The 20315-nt window shown below is 59.7% G+C and carries 18 protein-coding genes; 10 read left to right on the top strand and 8 right to left on the bottom strand.

Annotated elements, in window-relative coordinates:
• Window positions 1-11: 11 nt before the first annotated feature.
• On the bottom strand, window positions 12-1376 hold the full coding sequence (gene ffh / locus CHU94_RS17220) for a signal recognition particle protein (RefSeq protein WP_094482131.1): 1365 nt from the start codon (window positions 1374-1376) through the stop codon (window positions 12-14).
• Between the two features lie 77 nt (window positions 1377-1453).
• On the opposite strand from ffh, the gene CHU94_RS17215 reads away from it, so the two are divergent.
• From CHU94_RS17215 to CHU94_RS17180, 8 genes are all read left to right on the top strand, one after another.
• The gene (locus CHU94_RS17215; protein ID WP_094482129.1) at window positions 1454-2257 is read left to right on the top strand and encodes an inner membrane protein YpjD; all 804 of its coding nucleotides are present in this window, start codon (window positions 1454-1456) and stop codon (window positions 2255-2257) included.
• Window positions 2254-2484: a PP0621 family protein gene (locus tag CHU94_RS17210; protein ID WP_094482127.1), complete on the top strand. Its 231-nt coding sequence runs from the start codon at window positions 2254-2256 to the stop codon at window positions 2482-2484. Before CHU94_RS17215 ends, CHU94_RS17210 begins: the two co-directional genes overlap by 4 nt.
• Before the next feature lie 53 nt (window positions 2485-2537).
• The gene (locus CHU94_RS17205) at window positions 2538-4223 is read left to right on the top strand and encodes a PAS domain-containing sensor histidine kinase (protein WP_255034014.1); all 1686 of its coding nucleotides are present in this window, start codon (window positions 2538-2540) and stop codon (window positions 4221-4223) included.
• On the top strand, window positions 4202-5707 hold the full coding sequence (locus tag CHU94_RS17200) for a sigma-54 dependent transcriptional regulator (protein WP_094482124.1): 1506 nt from the start codon (window positions 4202-4204) through the stop codon (window positions 5705-5707). Before CHU94_RS17205 ends, CHU94_RS17200 begins: the two co-directional genes overlap by 22 nt.
• On the top strand, window positions 5700-6296 hold the full coding sequence (ampD, locus tag CHU94_RS17195; protein WP_094482122.1) for a 1,6-anhydro-N-acetylmuramyl-L-alanine amidase AmpD: 597 nt from the start codon (window positions 5700-5702) through the stop codon (window positions 6294-6296). Before CHU94_RS17200 ends, ampD begins: the two co-directional genes overlap by 8 nt.
• 374 nt (window positions 6297-6670) lie before the next feature.
• Window positions 6671-9595: a ribonucleoside-diphosphate reductase subunit alpha gene (locus CHU94_RS17190; protein WP_094482120.1), complete on the top strand. Its 2925-nt coding sequence runs from the start codon at window positions 6671-6673 to the stop codon at window positions 9593-9595.
• Window positions 9596-9715: 120 nt separating this feature from the next.
• Entirely contained in the window at window positions 9716-10885 is a 1170-nt protein-coding gene (locus CHU94_RS17185) for a ribonucleotide-diphosphate reductase subunit beta (protein ID WP_094482118.1), read from the top strand.
• A gap of 170 nt (window positions 10886-11055) precedes the next feature.
• A complete protein-coding gene (locus CHU94_RS17180; RefSeq protein ID WP_094482843.1) occupies window positions 11056-11571 on the top strand; it encodes a histone H1-like DNA-binding protein in 516 nt (171 codons plus the stop codon).
• A gap of 63 nt (window positions 11572-11634) precedes the next feature.
• Here CHU94_RS17180 and CHU94_RS19315 read toward each other — a convergent pair whose 3' ends face one another.
• From CHU94_RS19315 to CHU94_RS17150, 6 genes are all read right to left on the bottom strand, one after another.
• Window positions 11635-12684, bottom strand: a complete 1050-nt coding sequence (locus CHU94_RS19315) for a zinc-ribbon and DUF3426 domain-containing protein (RefSeq protein ID WP_176452070.1) — start codon at window positions 12682-12684, stop codon at window positions 11635-11637.
• A gap of 32 nt (window positions 12685-12716) precedes the next feature.
• Window positions 12717-13595, bottom strand: coding sequence for a 50S ribosomal protein L11 methyltransferase (gene prmA / locus CHU94_RS17170; protein ID WP_094482116.1), 879 nt, complete (start codon window positions 13593-13595; stop codon window positions 12717-12719).
• 8 nt (window positions 13596-13603) lie between these two features.
• Window positions 13604-14953 (bottom strand): acetyl-CoA carboxylase biotin carboxylase subunit, encoded by a 1350-nt coding sequence (accC, locus tag CHU94_RS17165; RefSeq protein WP_094482114.1) that lies wholly within the window; start codon window positions 14951-14953, stop codon window positions 13604-13606.
• A gap of 12 nt (window positions 14954-14965) precedes the next feature.
• Window positions 14966-15433, bottom strand: coding sequence for an acetyl-CoA carboxylase biotin carboxyl carrier protein (accB, locus tag CHU94_RS17160; protein WP_094482112.1), 468 nt, complete (start codon window positions 15431-15433; stop codon window positions 14966-14968).
• Window positions 15434-15604: 171 nt separating this feature from the next.
• Window positions 15605-16168, bottom strand: a complete 564-nt coding sequence (locus CHU94_RS17155; protein ID WP_255034013.1) for a TlpA disulfide reductase family protein — start codon at window positions 16166-16168, stop codon at window positions 15605-15607.
• Window positions 16161-16757 (bottom strand): hypothetical protein, encoded by a 597-nt coding sequence (locus tag CHU94_RS17150; protein ID WP_094482110.1) that lies wholly within the window; start codon window positions 16755-16757, stop codon window positions 16161-16163. Before CHU94_RS17150 ends, CHU94_RS17155 begins: the two co-directional genes overlap by 8 nt.
• A gap of 143 nt (window positions 16758-16900) precedes the next feature.
• Between CHU94_RS17150 and mpl the strand changes: the two genes are divergently transcribed.
• Both mpl and CHU94_RS17140 read left to right on the top strand, forming a co-directional pair.
• Window positions 16901-18373: a UDP-N-acetylmuramate:L-alanyl-gamma-D-glutamyl-meso-diaminopimelate ligase gene (mpl, locus tag CHU94_RS17145; RefSeq protein WP_094482108.1), complete on the top strand. Its 1473-nt coding sequence runs from the start codon at window positions 16901-16903 to the stop codon at window positions 18371-18373.
• Between the two features lie 149 nt (window positions 18374-18522).
• On the top strand, window positions 18523-19011 hold the full coding sequence (locus CHU94_RS17140) for a hypothetical protein (protein WP_094482106.1): 489 nt from the start codon (window positions 18523-18525) through the stop codon (window positions 19009-19011).
• Here CHU94_RS17140 and CHU94_RS17135 read toward each other — a convergent pair whose 3' ends face one another.
• Complete coding sequence (locus CHU94_RS17135; protein WP_094482104.1) at window positions 19012-20139, bottom strand: 3-deoxy-7-phosphoheptulonate synthase; 1128 nt, start codon at window positions 20137-20139, stop codon at window positions 19012-19014.
• Window positions 20140-20315 lie beyond the last annotated feature (176 nt).

The following is a 20315-nucleotide window of genomic DNA, read 5'->3' as shown; positions in this document are numbered from 1 at the left end:
CAGGGGGATGGTCAGAAGGGCATCTTGGGCATGCCCTTCATGCCGCCCAGGCGCTTCATCATCTTCATCATGCCGCCGCCTTTCATCTTTTTCATCATGTCCTGCATTTGCTCAAACTCTTTGAGCATGCGGTTGACTTCCTGCACGTGTACGCCCGCACCGGCAGCGATGCGGCGCTTGCGCGTGGCCTTGATAAGGTCGGGTTTGCGGCGCTCCAGCGGCGTCATGCTGTGGATGATGCCTTCCTTGCGTTTGATGTCTCTTTCAGCCTTGTCCATGTCCACCTGACCGGCCTTGGCCGCCATGGCGGCAGGCAGTTTGTCCATCAAGCTGGAGAGGCCGCCCATTTGCTTCATCTGCTGGATCTGGGCCAAAAAGTCATTCAGGTCGAACCCGCCGCCGCTCTTGACCTTCTCGGCCAGCTTCTTGGCGGCCTCGATGTCCACACCGGCCGTGACCTGCTCCACCAGCGCCACGATGTCGCCCATGCCCAGAATGCGGCCCGCATGGCGCTCGGCGTCGAACACCTCGATGCCATCGAGCTTTTCGCTGGTACCGGCGAATTTGATGGGAGCGCCCGTGACCTGGCGCACGGACAAGGCAGCACCGCCACGCGAGTCACCATCGGTTTTGGTCAGGATGATGCCGGTCAGCGGCAGCGCTTCCTTGAAGGCCTTGGCGGTGTTGACCGCGTCCTGGCCCTGCATGGCGTCCACCACAAACAGCGTTTCAACGGGGTTCAGCGCGGCGTGCAGGTTCTTGATTTCCAGCATCAGCGCTTCGTCGATGGCCAAGCGACCGGCGGTGTCGACCAGCAGCACGTCAAAGAAATGCTTCTTCGCGTAGTCCAGCGCGGCGCGGCCAATGTCTACCGGCTTCTGGTCGGGCGTGCTCGGGAACCACTCGGCGCCGGCCTGGGCCGTCACCGTCTTGAGCTGTTCGATGGCGGCGGGGCGGTACACGTCGCCCGAGACCGTCAGCACCTTCTTCTTGCGCTTCTCAATCAGGTGTTTGGCCAGCTTGGCCGTGGTGGTGGTTTTGCCGGCACCTTGCAGGCCGGCCATCAGGATGACAGCGGGAGGCTGGGCTGCAAGGTTAATGTCGCTCACACCTTCGCCCATGGTGGCCGCCAGCTCACGGTTCACGATGCTGACCAGCACCTGACCTGGCTGCAGGGAACCCAATACTTCCTGCCCCAGTGCTTTTTCTTTCACGCGGGCAATGAAGTCGCGTACCACGGGCAGGGCCACGTCAGCCTCCAGCAGCGCCATGCGCACTTCGCGCAACATGTCTGTGACATTGCTTTCGGTGATGCGGCCTTGGCCGCGCAGGTCTTTGACGAGGCGGGAGAGTTTGTCGGTAAGGGCGGAAGCCATAAGACGTATTCCGGCAAGCGGAACCTGTAGTGAAGGCCAGCCAAGGCTGGCAGGGAGCAAAACGCTAAACTGTGGGGATGATTTTAGCCAGTGCGACCCCCATCAGCCTGACCCTGTCGGTTTTGGCCGCCAGCGCCTACGCATGGGTCGCGCTGCGCGCCACCCACCTGTCTGCCAACGCGGCGCGCAACGGGGTGGTCATCGCCTGGGTGCTGCACGGGGCAGTGTTGGCCTGGAGCCTGATGGGAAGCACTGCCTATTTCGGGTTCGCGCCTGCGCTGTCGATGACCGCATGGCTGGTGGCTGCGGTGTATGCCGTGGAGAGCCAGGTCTTTCCCCAGTTGCAAACGCGCTGGGTGCTGGCCGCGCTGGGCGCGCTGGCAGTGGCACTGGCCTTCGTGTTCCCCGGCGCCCCCTTGGCAGCCACCGCGTCTATCTGGCTTCCCTTGCACCTGCTGTTTGGAGTAGCCTGCTACGGCCTGTTTGGCACCGCAGTGGTACATGCCTGGTTCATGACACGCACCGAGGCCCGCATCCGCCAGGCCGCAGACCCGCACAGCGGCCTGCCACTGCTCACCCTGGAGCGCCTGACTTACCGGTTTGTCACCGCAGGCTTTGTCTTGCTGAGCGTCACCTTGGTTATGGGCTACGGCTTCGGTGATGTGCTGTACGGCCCCACCCATGCCTGGCGCTGGGACCACAAGACGATATTTTCTGTGCTGGCCTGGACAACTTTTGCGGTGCTCTTGGCGGGCCGCTACCAGTTTGGCTGGCGCGGCAAGCAGGCCAACCGCATGCTGTACACCGGCTCGCTGCTCTTGCTATTGGCCTACGTGGGATCGCGGTTTGTGATGGAAGTGATTTTGGGACGCGGGGCATGAAGTACTTCATCGTCTTGGCGGTGGTATTGGTCGTGGTGTGGCGTTGGCGCGGTGCGCGCAGTAGCGCAGTCGCCCACAAACATGCAGATCAAAGTCAACCGTCTGCGCACCCCACCGACATGGTGGCCTGCCACCACTGCGGGCTGCACCTGCCCAGCACCGACGCCTTGCCTGGCCGGAAAGGGCCTTACTGCAGTACTGCTCACCGCCAAGTGGCGGAAGGGTAATGCCAAACCCGCTTCCCGAGCACTCGTGGTTTGGGCCGGCTGCTCTGGAGCCTGTGCCTGAACGCCCAGAAGGAACCCAGGAGTTTTCCCGCCTCTGGCAGGCCTTCATGACGGCCCGACTGACGCTGGGGTTGGTATTGGTGGTGTTGCAGGCGGGTCTGTATGTCAGCGGATCCGCCCAAAGCCGCACCCTCATGGCCATTTGCCTGGCCTACTTCCTGGGCACACTGGCGACCCGGCTGTTCGTCCGGCCACGTCATTTGGGGCAAGCCTTCAACCGCGCCTGGGGGGTGCTGATCGGACTGGACATTGCGGTGTTCTCCGGTCTGCAGTGGCTGCAGGGCAACAACCTCAACTACACCCCACTGTTTGCCTTGCCCGTACTGCTGGCGTCAGTGCTGGGTTCTTTGCGCCTGGCTTTGGGCACGGCGGCTGGCATCAGCATGCTGCTACTGCTTGGCACTTACGGCTTGCACCGCGAGGCCCCCGGGGAAGCCACACCGGCCTTTGTGCAGTCCGCGCTGGCCGGGGCTGGGTATTTTTTGATTGCACTGCTGGCCAACCAACTGGCTTCGCGCCTGGCCAGCGAGGGACAGCGGGCACGCCTGAGCCAGTTGGCGGCCACCGTCCAGCGTCAAGTCAACGAACTGGTGATCGAATCGTTGCCGGATGGTGTGCTGATCGTGGATGCGCAGGGCCTGGTACGTGCAGCCAACCCGGCAGCCAGGCTGCTGCTGGGCAGCCCTCAACAACCGCTGCGGGCCGCCATGTTTGACCTGAAGACCCAATCCGCCTGGCAGACTCTGCTGCACCTGACCCGCATGAGCATGGGCACCGGCCGAGCACAACAAGCGGAGGTCACGATCCACCACCCGGGAAGTGGGCCCCGCCGGGTGTTGGCCCGCACCAGCCTGGCTGCCCCCCAAGGCATTGCACAAGATAGCTTGTGCGTATTGTTTCTACAAGACCAACGTGAACTCGAAGCCCGCCTGCGTACAGAAAAACTGGCCAGCATGGGTCGGCTGTCTACGGCGGTCGCGCATGAAATCCGCAACCCATTGGCCGCCATTGCACAAGCGAATGCTTTGCTGGACGAGGATCTCAGTGCCCCACGACATAAAAAACTCACCACCATGGTGTCGCAAAACACCAAGCGGCTCGAAAGAATTGTGGATGACATCCTGAATGTGTCCCGGGTCCGGGGCAATGACCCCACCTTGCTGACGCAACACATCCACCTGCATGAGCAGGTGCACCGCATCGCCTCCGACTGGGCCCACCAGTCGGGCCGACTGGCCCAATTGCATATCCAAGTGGAGACGCAAGCACTATCGGTGCGCTTCGATGCGGACCATCTGCGCCAGATCCTCATTAACCTGCTGGACAATGCCCAGCGTTATGCCAGCAAACGGATGGGCAGTATTCAGGTGCACAGTGCGCGCCAAGACCGGGTGGCGCGAGTCACTGTATGGAGTGACGGCGCGCCCATGGATGCATCTGTCCAGCGCCACCTGTTTGAGCCATTTTTCTCCTCAGAGAGCCGCTCCAGCGGTCTTGGTCTGTATATTTGCAGGGAATTGTGTGAGCGCCATGGCGCCACCTTGGCCTACCATCGCACTGCCCAGGAAATGGCGGGGCAGGCCACTGACGGCAATGCGTTTTCGATTACCTTGCCGTTGACCGAAAGCACCTTGCCGGACGACAACACAGAAGCACCATGGCAACCCTCCCTGTATTGAACGACGCACGCATTCTTGTCATCGACGATGAGCCGGATTTGCGTACGCTGTACGAACTCACCTTGCTGCGCGAAGGCTATCGGGTAGAAACAGCGGGCTGCGTGCAAGAGGCCCGGGAGCAACTCAAGCAACAGCGCTTTGACGCCATCATCACGGACATGCGCCTGCCCGATGGCTCAGGAACGGATATTTTGGCGCAGTTGCGTGCGGAGCAACGTCCCGAACGCTGCGTAGTGATCACCGCTTATGGCTCTGCTGAAAATGCGGTGGAGTCACTGAAAGCGGGGGCGTTTGACTACCTGTCCAAGCCGGTGGACTTGAAGCAGTTCCGGGCAGTCGTCGCCAATGCCCTTCAAGGCAACGCAGCGACGCCCACGATCCCGGCGCGCAATCCAACGCTCAAAAACAGCTCCAGCAGCAACGCTGCCAATGCGGAAAACGCGCTAGCCAGATTGGTGGGGAACTCCAGCGTTATGGCCCAGGTCAAGGACCGGATTGTCAAAGTGGCTCGGAGCATGGCGCCAGTGCTCATCCACGGCGAGTCAGGCACCGGCAAAGAGCTGGTTGCCAGTGCCATCCATGCCAATAGCCACCGCGTGCAAGGCCCTTGGGTCCCAGTGAATTGCAGCGCTATTCCGGAAAACCTGCTGGAGGCCGAATTTTTTGGCGCGCGCAAAGGGGCTTACACCGGCGCCACACAAGACCGAGTGGGGTTCTTCCAGGCTGCGCATGGCGGCACCCTGTTTTTGGACGAAATTGGGGATTTGCCACTACCCATGCAATCCAAGCTCTTGCGTGCCATTCAAGAGCGTAGCGTGCGCGCATTGGGTGCGCCGCAAGAAGAACTGGTGGATGTCCGCATTGTCAGCGCCACCCACAAAGACTTGGCCGCAGAGGTGCAGGCCGGACGTTTCAGGCAGGACTTGTACTACCGCCTCAATGTCATCGACATCTATATCCCGCCTCTGCGTGAACGCTGTGAAGACCTGCCCGCCCTGTGCCAGGCACTGCTGATCCGGATAGCAGCAGAGTCTGGCATGCCCGCACCGCAGCTTTCAGCCCGAGCCATGGCGCAAATCTGCACACTCCCCTTGCCCGGCAATGTGCGCGAATTGGAGAACGTTCTGCACCGGGCCATGGCGCTGTCGGACGATGCGGTGTTGGAACTCGACAACCACGCCCTGAACACGCAGCCTCAGCCTTTGCGTGACGACCCGGAAAGCACCCTTCCCGCGGAGCTCATCGCGAACTTCGCGGCTACTTCGCCAGTTGCCAGTGGCGCGGCCGATCCTATTCCGAGTGACTTGCAGGTGCACCTGGACCGGATTGAACGTGACATTCTGGTACGCACTCTGCGTGAAACCCGCTTTAACCGCACCTCGGCGGCCCACAGACTGGGCATCAGCCTGCGGCAGATCCGTTACCGGATGGCACGCCTGCAGATTGATGCCCCCAACGCCTCAGACGACCCTGGCGATGCCTGAAGCCCCACCATCGCCGTGGGACAGCGGCTGGTACCACTTTGCCCGTGCCTGCCCGTCGCCCAACTTTGGTCCGCGCCCGGACGGCGTCTCGATAGACCTAGTGGTTCTGCACTCCATCAGCCTGCCGCCCGGGCAGTATGGAACAACCCATGTCGCGGAACTCTTTACCAACCGGCTGGACTGGAATGCCCACCCATACTTCAAGTCCATCGAAGGCTTGCGGGTGTCTGCCCACTTTTTCATCAATCGGCAGGGGGAGCTCTGGCAATTTGTGAGCTGTGACGACCGTGCATGGCATGCGGGAGTGTCTGCCTACCGCGGCAGAAGCAACTGCAATGACGATTCCATTGGCATTGAGCTGGAAGGACTGGAAGGCGATACCTTCACCCCGGCACAATACGAAACACTACAGTCGCTGATTCCCGCCATGGGGCGCCACTACCCGCTGCGTCACATAGCGGGCCATGAACACATTGCACCGGGACGCAAACAGGATCCAGGCCCGGGCTTCCGGTGGGAAATTTTGCGCGAAAGCTTGGGTTTTCCGGCCGACTTCTACCCAGATACGACGCTCCCGAACCGCACCTGAAATATTTTTTTCGGGCAGGCATCCGAGCCAGGCGACCTGCAAAAGGCAACATGTATCTTCCGAGACCCTGAATTGACGGGCCTTTGCAAGCCAAATCGGGCGCAAGTACGCGCCGGTCTTGGTGCCGTAGGTCAAAAGCTCCATTTCACGGGCACGATGCCAGGCTGCGTTGCAAGCGAAAAAGAGACAGACCACTCACGCCTGAGCAGGCCCCACCCGATGACAGCCTGTACACTACAGGTAGTGGCTTGTCTCCACCCGAGACCCCAGATATAGTGTGTTCTGTTAATTCAAACCACTGCCCCAAAGCGACAAAAAGGGGCCGCTAACACCCTGCGACAAGCCCCGAAAATACCGATTTAGACGAGGAAATCATGGAATCTGTTTCTACTGCAACACCCACGCCATCGAGCACGCTACTGACCGCCCACAGCAGCGGCAGCGGAGAAGCCGGCATGGTGAACACACTGACCCATTACCAAATCATTCGGCGCAATGGCGCAGTGGTTCCTTTTGAACCCAACAAGATCGCCGTTGCAATGATGAAGGCCTTTTTGGCAGTGCATGGAACCCAGGGCGCAGCCTCGGCGAGCGTGCGTGAAACCGTAGATGGCTTGACCCAGCAAGTAATTCGTGCGCTGATGCGTTCACGCCCCGGTGGCGGCACCTTTCATATTGAAGATGTACAGGACCAGGTCGAACTGGGTCTGATGCGTGGTGGCCACCACGAAATTGCCCGTGCCTACGTGCTGTACCGCGAACGCCGCACCCAGGAGCGCGCTAAGCAAGTCGCCCAAACGGCCCCGGCCATGCCCACCATCCACGTTTTGGAGAACGGTCAGCGCGTTGCGCTGGACTTGGGGCAGCTGCAGTCGCGCATCGAAACTGCCTGCGCAGGCCTGGGGGCTGACGTAAAACCAGACCCCATCGTGGCCGAAACCATGCGCAACCTGTACGACGGTGTGCCCATGGACGAGGTATACAAGGCGTCGATCTTGGCTGCCCGCACGCTGATTGAAAAAGACCCGGACTACACCTACGCTACCGCGCGCTTGTTGTTTCACACGATTTCCCGCGAAGTGCTGGGGCGCGATGTGGCGCAGGCCGACATGCAGGAAGCCTATGCCGAATACTTCCCCGGGTTTATCAAGCGCGGTGTGGATGCAGATCTGCTGGACGAGAAACTGCTGCAATTCGATCTAAAGCGTCTGGGCGCGGCCCTCAAGTCCAACCGCGACATGCAATTCGACTACCTCGGCTTGCAGACCTTGTATGACCGCTACTTCCTGCACGAGGGCAAGACTCGCATCGAACTGCCGCAGGCTTTCTTCATGCGCGTGGCCATGGGCTTGTCGCTCAACGAAATCGACCGCGAAACCCGTGCCATTGAATTTTATGAAGTGCTTTCCAGTTTTGACTTCATGTCCAGCACGCCCACGCTGTTCAACAGCGGTACGCTGCGCTCACAGCTCTCCAGCTGCTACCTGACCACCGTGCCCGACGATTTGGACGGCATTTACGAATCCATCAAGGAAAATGCCCTGCTGTCCAAATTTGCAGGTGGCTTGGGTAATGATTGGACGCGTGTACGCGCCCTAGGCTCCCACATCAAAGGGACCAACGGAGAATCCCAGGGTGTGGTTCCATTCCTGAAGGTGGTGAACGACACGGCCGTCGCCGTGAACCAGGGTGGGAAGCGCAAGGGTGCGGTGTGCACCTACTTGGAAACATGGCACCTGGACATCGAAGAGTTCTTGGAACTGCGCAAGAACACTGGTGATGACCGTCGCCGCACACATGACATGAACACCGCGAACTGGATTCCGGATCTGTTCATGCGCCGCGTGATGGAAAAAGGTACCTGGACACTGTTTTCGCCCTCGAATGTTCCGGATTTGCATGACCTGTTTGGCTCTGCATTTGAAAAGGCGTATGTCGCCTACGAAGAGAAAGCAGCCCGTGGCGAAATCAAGCCGTCGCGCACAGTTCAGGCGAGCGACCTCTGGCGCAAGATGCTCACCATGCTGTTCGAAACCGGACATCCGTGGATCACATTCAAGGATGCCTGCAATGTTCGCTCGCCCCAGCAACACGCAGGCGTCGTGCACTCGTCCAACCTGTGCACCGAGATCACACTCAACACCAGCGACTCGGAAACTGCAGTGTGCAATTTGGGTTCAGTCAACTTGAGCCAACACCTGAAAGACGGCGCTCTGGACCATGACAAGCTCAAACGCACGATTGCAACGGCCATGCGCATGTTGGACAACGTGATTGACATCAACTACTACGCGGTCAAAAAAGCGCGTGATTCCAACCTGCGCCACCGCCCCGTGGGCTTGGGTGTCATGGCCTTCCAGGACAGCCTGTACGCGCTGCGCATCCCATATGCCAGTGACGCCGCTGTGGAGTTTGCAGACAAATCCATGGAAGCCATCAGTTACTATGCTTATTGGGCATCGACCGACTTGGCACGCGAACGCGGCAAGTACTCCAGCTTCAAGGGTTCGCTCTGGGACAAGGGCATTCTGCCTCCCGACACATTGGACATGCTGTCCCAAGCACGCGGCGGCTACGTGGAAGTGGACCGCTCGTCCACACTGGACTGGGACGCTCTGCGCCGAAAGATTGCGCAGGACGGCATGCGCAACTCCAACTGCGTAGCAATTGCACCCACCGCCACCATCTCCAACATCATTGGAGTGGATGCGTCCATCGAGCCCTGCTTCGGCAATCTGTCGGTCAAGTCCAATCTCTCCGGTGAGTTCACCGTGATCAACAGCTACCTGGTACGCGATCTCAAGGCCTTGGGACTGTGGGATGACGTGATGGTGATGGACCTGAAACACTTCGACGGCTCACTAAGCCCGATCGACCGCGTGCCGCAAGAGATCAAACAGCTTTACGCCACCGCCTTTGAGGTGGAAACCCGCTGGCTGGTGGAGGCAGCCGCACGTCGCCAGAAATGGATCGACCAAGCACAGTCGCTCAATATCTACATGGCAGGTGCATCAGGCAAAAAGCTCGACGAAACCTACAAACTCGCCTGGTTGCGCGGCTTGAAAACAACGTACTACCTACGCACGATGTCGGCCACCCACATAGAGAAGTCCACCGTCAACGCAGGTCGATTGAACGCTGTGTCATCGGGGAATGACGCACAAGGTTCGACAAAGATGTCCAGCGCGCTGGAGGCTGCTGCAGCTGCAGCGCATGTGCAGATGGAGTTAGCCAGTAACGCAGCGACCGACATCAAGTTCTGCGGTGTGGATGACCCCACCTGCGAGTCCTGCCAGTAAGAGAGAAGTGCATCGCGCATTGCAACGCGATGCAATAGAGCAACACAAATGGGCTGCGAAATGCATGACTTCTTTTCATTTCATTTCGCTGCTCTCATAATCCGCTGATTGGAATCATCTATGTTGACCTGGGACGAAGAAGTCAAGCCCACATCGCCGAATAACTTTGCGCGCAGCCCGTCCGAACAGTTGTCGGTTGCGCAGGCACCAGTCGCCCCTGCCCCCTCCCAAACACCCGCAACCGTCGCTGCAATCATGCAGACGGGGACCCACCGGCGCATGCGTGCCGACGACAAGCGCATCATCAACGGCCAAACTGACGTGAACCAGTTGGTCCCGTTCAAGTACAAGTGGGCGTGGGAAAAATATCTCGCGACCTGCGCCAACCACTGGATGCCGCAAGAGGTCAACATGACACGCGACATCGCCTTATGGAAAGACCCGAACGGCCTGACTGAAGACGAGCGTCGCATCGTCAAGCGCAACCTCGGCTTTTTTGTGACTGCTGACTCTTTGGCCGCCAACAATATCGTGTTGGGCACTTACCGCCACATCACAGCGCCTGAGTGCCGTCAGTTCCTGTTGCGCCAAGCCTTTGAAGAAGCTATCCACACCCACGCCTACCAGTACATCGTAGAGTCGCTGGGCTTGGACGAAAGCGAGATCTTCAACGCATACAACGAAATTCAATCTATCCGCGATAAGGACGAATTCCTGATTCCGTTCATTGCGGCCATCATGGATCCCAATTTCCATACGGGTACGGCCGAGTCTGACCAGACCTTGCTCAAGTCTCTCATCGTCTTTGCCTGCTTGATGGAAGGCTTGTTCTTCTACGTGGGCTTCACACAAATCTTGGCGTTGGGCCGCCAAAACAAGATGACCGGTGCGGCTGAGCAGTACCAATACATCCTGCGTGACGAGTCCATGCACTGTAACTTCGGCATCGACCTGATTAACCAACTCAAACTCGAAAATCCCCATTTGTGGACCTCTGAGTTCAAGGCTGAAATCCGGGGGTTGTTCGAGAAAGCTGTGGAGCTGGAATACCGCTATGCCGAAGACACCATGCCACGCGGCGTGTTGGGTATGAACGCCTCGATGTTCAAAGGCTATCTGCGCTACATCGCCAACCGACGCGCCACCCAGATCGGTTTAGAGCCTTTGTTCCCGAATGAAGAAAACCCTTTCCCTTGGATGAGCGAAATGATTGACCTGAAGAAGGAACGCAACTTCTTCGAGACCCGCGTGATCGAGTACCAATCGGGTGGCGCCCTGTCTTGGGACTGAAGCGCAACCTATGCTTTCTAGAATTTCACGCCCTCAACACCGCAGCCAAGACTGCGGACTGGGTGCGTGTCACCGCGTTCATGCTGCTGGGACTGCGCCCAACAGCATGAATCACTTCTTGCAACCAACCGGCAAGAAGTGCTCTTTGTAAATTGATCAAGGAGAAAATCATGGCAACTGCAAAAAAGCCGGCCGCAAAAAAGGCCGCTCCCGCAAAAAAAGCTGCACCCGCTAAAAAGGTAGCAGCAAAGAAGGCAGCTCCCGCTAAGAAAGCTGCACCCGCTAAAAAGGTAGTAGCAAAGAAAGCGGCTCCCGCTAAGAAAGCCGCTCCTGCTAAAAAAGTAGCAGCAAAGAAAGCAGCTCCCGCTAAGAAAGCCGCTCCCGCCAAAAAGGTAGCAGCAAAGAAGGCGGCTCCCGCTAAGAAAGCCGCTCCCGCCAAAAAGGTAGCAGCGAAGAAGGCGGCTCCTGCCAAGAAAGCAGCCGCGAAAAAGGCCCCCGCCAAAAAGGCCGCTGTTGCCAAAAAACCTGCTGCGAAGAAGCCGGTAGCCAAAAAAGCAGCGAAGAAGCCCGCTGCGAAGAAAGCCGCGAAAGCACCCGCTGCCAAAGCGGCCCCTGCTGCACCTGCGGCACAAACTACGCTGAACCCGCAAGCGGCTTGGCCGTTTCCGACATCCAGCAAGCCCTAAGCGTTTACGCTTTAAGCTACAAGGCCCGATACCGCAAGGTTTCGGGCTTTTTTCATGGCCGTGTCAGGGATAAAAGGCCAAAAGGCGATAACCTGAAATACGCTCGGTATTACTTCCGGGTTTGACAGTAATGGGCAGTGCAGTGGTGATCTCTGCGCCGGCATCCAAGGTATCTTTGCCCGTCACCAACTCAGCTGCCAGCAACACACGACGCACGACAGCCTGGTCCTGCAAATCAGTCAGGGTCAACTCCAACGCCGGCGCAGCCAAGGCAATCGCCGCGGTATTTTTCAAAGTGAAGTTCAGGCGATAAACATCCGCCCGCACCTTGGTAAAGGACGAGCTGTCGATCACGATGGATTCGATCTGACGCACTGGCAGCACTTCGCAGTTCAGCCATACGCACATGGCCAGCACAGCCTTTTTGGCTGCGGGCTCTGTCGCTGCAATGCGATCCCGCTCATGGACAATAACCTGCAGAGCTAAGACAGCCATCAAAACCAAGGCAAGGAAGGATAAAAGCACCCGTACGCCGGTGCTTTGCCAAGGGCTGGCACCACGCGCCTGCCGCATAAAGGACGGCTTGGGCGTATCGGCAGGCTCCACCGTTTTTACCTGCGCTTGTGCGTACCGAGGCTCGGGGACTGACGCAGGTTTTACGGCCTCATGCACAACATCCACAGGCGGATCCACATCCACCTGTGGATGACCGGGTCGCAAATCCAGCAAGTCATCCAGACTCGGTTCAATCTCCGGAGGGGCTTGGTAGAAATCGGGAGTTTCCGCCGAGGCGAACTCATCGTGGACTTCCGCTACATCCTCCACGTCCAAAGTGTCTTGGACTAAGCCGGACTCCGCGACAGGCGAATCTGTCTCTTGCGGGTCAGCGGAAAATCGCAGAGAGGACTTCCAGTCATTCCCGTCCTGCCCCACAGACGCAGTGTTATTCGCAGACGTCTCAGTCTGTGGCTCGGGGTCTGTATAAAGATGGGCGTTGGCGTCGAAGACTTCGTCGCACTGCCCACAACGCACCCAACCGTCCGAAATGCGCAACTGGTCTGGCACGACCTTGAACATCGTGGCGCAGGCAGGGCATTGGGTAATCAGGCTCATCGCATCACATTGTAGAGCCGAGGTGGCCGCCGTCAGAGGGTAGCGGTCATCAGAATCCAGCCATCCTCTTCGTCTGCCACGGACAACTTGCAGTAGGACGCATACGCAGCAACCAATTCATCGGCCTGCCGGGCCAAAATACCTGCTAACACCAAATGCCCTCCCGCTTTCACATGTGCACACAGTAGTGGCGCGAGCACCTTGAGGGGAGTTGCGAGGATGTTGGCCAGCACCAAGGCATACTGTCCATGTGCCTTGTCGGGCAAGCCCGCCAGCAATTGCACACCGTTGGCATCTGCATTCAGTACCGTCGATTGCACGGCCGCTTCGTCAATATCCACGGCCACCACACGCTGGGCACCAAACTTGGCAGCGCCAATAGCCAAAATACCGGAACCGCAACCATAGTCCAGCACATCGGGTTGGCCAGGGTGGCTCGCCACCCAACGCAAGCACATGCGGGTAGTGGGATGCGTGCCCGTGCCAAAGGCCAGCCCCGGGTCCAGGCGAATGACTTGCCGCGCCTGCGCCGGAGGTTCATGCCAAGTGGGAACAATCCAGAACTCAGGGGTAATTTCGACCGGCGCGAACTGAGACTGCGTCAATCGCACCCAATCCTGATCCGCCACAGCGGCAATTCCCAAGACTTGGCATCCGTCAAAGAAGTCCTGCACCTGCAACAAACGCGCCGCATCGTCGGCCAAGGCCCGGTCCGCAAACAAAGCAATAACACGGGAGCGCTGCCAGCCATCTTTGGGTGGTGGCATGCCCGGCTCGCCAAACAAGGCCTGCTCTGCATCAGTCTGGGCGTCCGCGTCTTCCACGCTCACGCTCAGGGCATCCAACGCATCCAGCGCATCGCTCAGGCTCTCGACCCGGTCCTCGGGACACATCAAACGCAATTCAAACATGCCAGCCCTTATCGCTTGTGCTGTTCCAGCCAATGCTCCAGATAGTGGATGTTGGTCCCACCATCCATGAACTTGGCGTCCACCATCAGCTCGCGGTGCAGCGGAATATTGGTGTTGATACCTTCCACCACCGTCTCAGCCAGCGCCGTACGCATGCGGGCCATGGCCTGCTCGCGGGTGTCTCCATGCACAATGATCTTGCCGACCATGGAATCGTAGTTCGGTGGCACGAAATAGTTGGTGTAGACATGCGAATCCACGCGTACACCAGGGCCGCCGGGTGCGTGCCACATGGTCACGCGACCGGGCGAGGGGATGAACTTGTAGGGGTCTTCGGCGTTCACACGGCATTCGATGGCGTGGCCACGCACCTCGATTTGGCGCTGCGTGAACGGCAGCTTCTCGCCAGCCGCCACCATGATCTGGGTTTTGACGATGTCAATGCCCGTCACCATCTCGGTCACCGGGTGCTCCACCTGCACGCGCGTGTTCATCTCAATAAAGTAGAACTCGCCGTCTTCGTAGAGAAATTCAAAAGTACCGGCACCGCGGTAGCCAATCTTCTTGCAGGCAGCCACACAGCGCTCACCAATGCGCTCGATCAGCTTGCGGTTGATACCCGGCGCAGGGGATTCCTCCAGCACCTTCTGGTGGCGGCGCTGCATGGAGCAATCGCGCTCCCCCAGATAGACCGCATTTTTGTGCTTGTCCGCCAGAATCTGAATTTCGACGTGGCGCGGGTTCTGGAGAAACTTCTCCATATAGACCGCTGGATTGCCAAAGGCTGCCCCAGCCTCCGCTTTGGTCATGGCCACAGCGTTCACCAATGCAGCTTCTGTATGCACCACACGCATACCACGCCCACCGCCGCCGCCAGCCGCCTTGATGATCACGGGGTAGCCAATCGACTTGGCGATACGCTTGATCAGCACGGGATCGTCAGGCAACTCGCCCTCGGAGCCTGGCACACAAGGCACGCCAGCTCGGATCATGGCCTGCTTGGCCGACACCTTGTCCCCCATGATGCGGATGGACTCGGGTGTGGGGCCGATAAACTGGAAGCCGCTTTTCTCAACGCGCTCGGCGAAATCCGCGTTTTCGCTCAAGAAGCCATATCCGGGGTGGATGGCTTCGGCATCTGTCACCTCGGCGGCCGAGATGATGGCAGGCATATTGAGGTAACTCTGGGCCGAGGGGGCCGGGCCAATGCAGACGGCCTCTTCGGCCAGCTTCACGTACTTGGCTTCGCGGTCCGCCTCGGAATAGACCATGACGGCCTTGATACCCAGCTCACGACAGGCGCGCTGGATCCGCAAGGCAATCTCGCCACGGTTGGCGACCAGGATTTTCTTGAACATGGATAAGGGCGCTTATTCGATGATGAACAAAGGCTGGCCGTACTCGACCGCTTGCCCGTTTTCACACAGGATTTGGGTCACGGTGCCAGACTTGTCGGCTTCGATCTCGTTGAGGATCTTCATCGCCTCAATAATGCAGATGGTCTCGCCCTGTTTGATGGTGGCGCCAACCTCCACAAAAGGCTTGGCGCCCGGTGCGGAAGAGCGGTAAAACGTGCCCACCATGGGCGACTTAACCGCATGACCTGCGGAAGCAGCTTCTGCCACGGGCGCGGCCACGGCCGGCGCAGGGGCTACTGATGGTGCCGGAGCCGGGGCACCTGCAGGTGGCGCTGCGTAGACTGGCTGGGCATAGCCCTGCACCACTGCACCACCACCCTTGACGATACGCACCTTGCCTTCAGCTTCGGTGATTTCGAGTTCCGACACATTGGAATCCGAGACCAGATCAATCAGAGTTTTGAGTTTGCGTAAATCCATGGAATCTCCAACAACCGACATTTGAGAAGCGGCGAATTTACCGCAAAAATGTCGATATCTGCTGATAATTTTATTTATCTCTTTGCAAGTGAGGTCATTTTCAACAACCCGCAAGAGATATAAGCCAAGGCCTCACCCCATTCGGGGCACCCTCGGCCTAGGGTGAGGCCTCTATTTTAGCCCAGCCCAAGCTTGCAAGTCGGCAGGTAGAACCCGCCCCATCTTGCGCTGGCGCACAACACCATCACCCGACAACACCACGGTAAACGGCAGCCCACCCGTCAAATTGCCCAAGCTGCGACCCAAGTCTGCACCCGCCATTCCCGCCATGGCCACCGGAAAGTCCAGGGGCATGCGCTGCAAAAAAGCTTGCACAGGAGCGGTCTTGTCCACCGCCAATGCCAACACTTGCCAGCCGTTAGCACGATGTTCACGGAAGAACTGGTTGATCAGCGGCAACTCTTCCACGCAGGGCGGGCACCACGTCGCCCAGAAGTTGATCAGCAGCGGTCGCCCCTGAAAGTTCTGGAGCGCAATCGGCTTGCCGTCAGGCGTCTCCCAGCGTTGTGCCCAAAACCCAGCCACCGGCTCTGCCACCGTTGGCGTGTCGCCCACGCCGCGCCACACCGCAACCCCCACACCCGCCAAAGCAGCCCCACCCGCCAGCCCGCCCAACATCCAACGGCGGGACCGCGTCATCGGGTCCGACTGGGTGGCCAAGGATGATTCACGCATGGCCAGACTCCTGCAACAGGCGGCGCAGCGCCGCCGCATCCCCGCGCGGGCGACGTCCGCGGGCATCGGGCTGCAGCGCGCCGCGCATGTCATCCAGATCGTTCACCAGCAAATGCACCCCCACCTGCTCGCCCAATGCACGACACAGGGCGTGCACGCTCAGCGCATCCACCATCTCGCCATGCAGACCCGGCACGGCACGGACTTCGAAGCGTACCCCCCGGTCAATCAGCGCGATCTCCGCTGATTTGGGATCATCGCAAAACAACTGCAGATAAATGTCGGAACGGCGCGTGGCCGTGCCATGCCAGACAGCACCACCGACATGGGGGCGGAAAGGCTCCAGACGCTGCATCCATTCCAGTGCAAGTTCACGCAGCGCCTGCAACTCGGTGGGCTGGGTATCGGCGCAGAAGATGGCGATGTACTCCTCCACCGCGCGCTCCAGCTGCTCGTTGTCGGGCAGGGCCGCACGCGCCGGCAGGCCCAGCTGCTTGGCAGCGCGGCGCTTGGCCGGGCCGTACTCCAGCCCCTCTTCCACCACCAGGCGGGCCGCGGTAACGGCTATTTCTTCTTTCACATCGTCCATGCCGCGATTGTGCCCTGCCCTCCACAACCCTGCCATTCCGCGGAAATGCTTCGTTTTTGATAGCTGCTCGCGCACATTCCACGGGGGCCAGAGGCAGATATCGCCAGAAATTTGCCAGCACTGGCGGCGCATAGAATAAGCCCATGCACATTCATATTCTTGGCATCTGCGGCACCTTCATGGGTGGCCTGGCAGCCCTGGCCCGCGAAGCCGGCCACCGCGTCACCGGCTGCGACGCCGGCGTCTACCCCCCCATGAGCGACCAGCTGCGCGCCCTGGGCATCGAACTCATCGAAGGTTTTGGCGCCGACCAGATGGCCCTGCAACCCGATATGTTTGTCATCGGCAACGTGGTGAGCCGCGCCCGCCTGGCCGACGGTACGCCCAAATTCCCGCTGATGGAAGCCATCCTGGACGCCGGCGCGCCCTACACCAGCGGCCCGCAGTGGCTGGCCGAACACGTGCTGCAGGGCCGCCATGTACTGGCCGTGGCTGGTACCCACGGCAAGACCACCACCACTTCCATGCTGAGCTGGATTCTGGAATACGCCGGCCTGCAGCCGGGATTCCTGGTTGGCGGCGTACCCCTGAATTTCGGCATCTCCGCCCGCTTGGGAGGCGGGGCACCGGCTTCGTCTGCGCAGGTCAAGGAGGAGCCCGCAACGCTGACGGGGGTCACGGAGCCGGGGGCGCAGGCGCCCCGCCGCCCCCTCTTCGTGATCGAAGCTGACGAATACGACACCGCATTCTTCGATAAGCGCAGCAAGTTTGTGCACTACCGCCCGCGCACCGCCGTGCTTAACAACTTGGAATTCGACCACGCCGACATCTTCGATGATCTCGCCGCCATCGAACGCCAATTCCACCACTTGGTGCGCACCGTACCCGGAACGGGCCGCGTGGTGAGCAACGGTCTCGAAGAAAGCCTGGCGCGCGTGCTGCACCAGGGATGCTGGAGCGAAGTGCGCAGTTTTGGCGCTGCCGTGAGCGATTTCAGCGCCGAAGGCGAACCGCACGAATTTGCTGTGCTGCACAAGGGCCAGACCGTGGCGCGCGTGCAATGGAGCCTGAGTGGCGTGCACAACCAACTCAACGCACTGGCGGCCATCGCCGCCGCCGAGCATGTGGGCGTCAGCCCCGGCGTGGCTGCACAGGCGCTGGGCAGTTTTGAAAATGTGAAACGGCGAATGGAAGTACGCGGGCAGGTCACACTGGCCGCGGGCGGCGCCCCCGTGACCGTGTACGACGACTTTGCCCATCACCCCACCGCCATCCACACCACCGTCAACGGCTTGCGCCGCCAAGTGGGTAACGCGCGCATCCTCGCGGTGTTCGAGCCGCGCTCCAACACCATGAAGCTGGGCGCCATGAAAGCACAACTGCCATGGAGCCTGGAAGAAGCTGACCTGGCCTTCGGCCACAGCGGTGGCCTGGGCTGGGACGCCGCCGAGGCGCTGTCCCCCATGGGCACGCGCGCGGTGGTGTCCGATGCCATCGATGACCTAGCCCGCCAAGTGGTGGCGCAAGCCCGGCCCGGTGACCATATCTTGTGCATGAGCAATGGGGGCTTTGGCGGCATTCACCTCAAACTTCTGGATTTGCTACAAAAAGAGTAGCTAAGCACGCGAGATTGACAGGGGGTAGTCCCCTGTTTTGCCTCAAATATTGCGGGAATACCCTGAGCTCGGACTGTGCCTACGCACTAAAAAGGAACGACCGTGCCCGCTAAGATGCACAGCAAAGTCAGTCGCTTTTTCCGCACACCATGTCCTCCGTCGCCAAGTCCAAGAAGCGCAGCACCAGCCAAATAAAGGCCTCGCAATTCACACCCCACGGGGTGGTAGACATCTGGATGGAAGGTCGCCTGATGCATTACGAGGCGACCGGTCCGTTCAACACCGAGCTGGTGGACTGCTTGGCGATTGCCCAGCGCGATTACCTGCTGGCGACACGACCGCAGGGTGCGTGGGTCAGCGTGTGCACCCTGGTAGGCAATGCGATGAGCAGCCCCGAGGGCATTGCGCGCTACGCCGCCATCATGGCAGCCCCCAAACCCGACAACATGATTCCCGTGGCCACTGCATTTGTGATCGCACCGGATGTGGAAGGCGGCCGGATCATGGCACCCCAGTTTGCCAAGATCTATGCCGATATTGGCCGGCCGTTCCAGATCTTCGAGACCATGGCAGCAGCCCAGGTCTGGGCCGATGCCATGCTGCAGCAGGCACAGGCGCCTACCACTCCAGCTGCCTGATCAGGCAGTGCGGCGCGCCTTCACAGCGGCCGACAGTACTTCCAACGACTCCAGCGAATCGTCCCAGCCCAGGCAGGCATCGGTGATGCTCTTGCCGTATTCCAGCTTGGAGGCATCGTCCTTGCCGGGCGTGAACTTCTGGGCACCGGCATTCAGGTGGCTTTCCACCATCACACCAAAAATGCTCTTCGATCCGCCACGGATCTGGCCCGCAATGTCCTTGGCCACATCCAGCTGCTTCTCATGCTGCTTGCTGCTGTTGGCGTGGCTGCAGTCCACCATCAAGGTCTGTGGCAACTTGGCCTTGGCCAAATCAGCACAGGCTGCGGCCACGTTGGCAGCATCGTAATTGGGCGTCTTGCCGCCGCGCAGGATCACGTGGCAGTCGGGGTTGCCATTGGTTTGCACAATCGCCACCTGGCCGTTCTTGTGCACCGACAGGAAGTGGTGACCGCCAGCAGCCGCCTGGATGGCGTCAGTGGCGATCTTGATGTTGCCGTCGGTGCCGTTCTTGAAGCCGATGGGCGCAGAGATGCCAGAGGCCAGCTCGCGGTGCACCTGGCTCTCGGTGGTGCGCGCGCCAATGGCCCCCCAGGAGATCAGGTCACCCAAATACTGGGGGGAAATCACATCCAGGAACTCGCTGCCCGCGGGCAGGCCCAGGCGGTTGATCTCAATGAGTAGCTGGCGCGCAATGCGCAGGCCTTCGTCGATGCGGAAGCTTTCGTCCAGGTAGGGGTCGTTGATCAGACCCTTCCAGCCCACCGTGGTGCGGGGCTTTTCGAAGTAAACACGCATCACAATTTCCAGCGTGTCCTTGTACTGCTCACGCACAGCCTTGAGGCGGCGCGCGTAGTCCAGCGCGGCGGCGGGGTCGTGGATGGAACAGGGCCCGATGATGACCAGCAAGCGGTCGTCCTTGCCAGCCATGATGTTCTGGATGGCGCCACGCGTGTCGGTGATCAGGGTCTCCACCGCGCTGCCACGGATGGGGAAGAAGCGGATAAGGTGCTCAGGAGGGGGCAACACGGTGATGTCCTTGATGCGTTCGTCGTCGGTTTTGCTGGTGCGGTCGGCGGGCTGGGGTTGGCCGTACCAGTCACCGGTAGCCGTTGCATTTGCATTCATGGGTCGCTCCTGAGGTCAAAGTTAAAAAGAAAAAGGCATAAAAAAACCGCCGGGGGTGCCGGCGGTTTTTGGGAAGATTCAGTACGTTTCTTGTGGGTACGTTCAGATCTCTCGACCGCCGGATGCGCGTGAGAACCAAAAGTAGCTAAAAAAGAAACGTGCGGAATGCATGGGGC

Origin of the sequence: Rhodoferax sp. TH121 (assembly GCF_002251855.1) — a bacterium.
Classification (GTDB): Bacteria; Pseudomonadota; Gammaproteobacteria; order Burkholderiales; family Burkholderiaceae_C; genus Allorhodoferax.
Note: the sequence above shows the minus strand (reverse complement) of the source record. Positions and strands in the feature narration are given on the sequence as shown.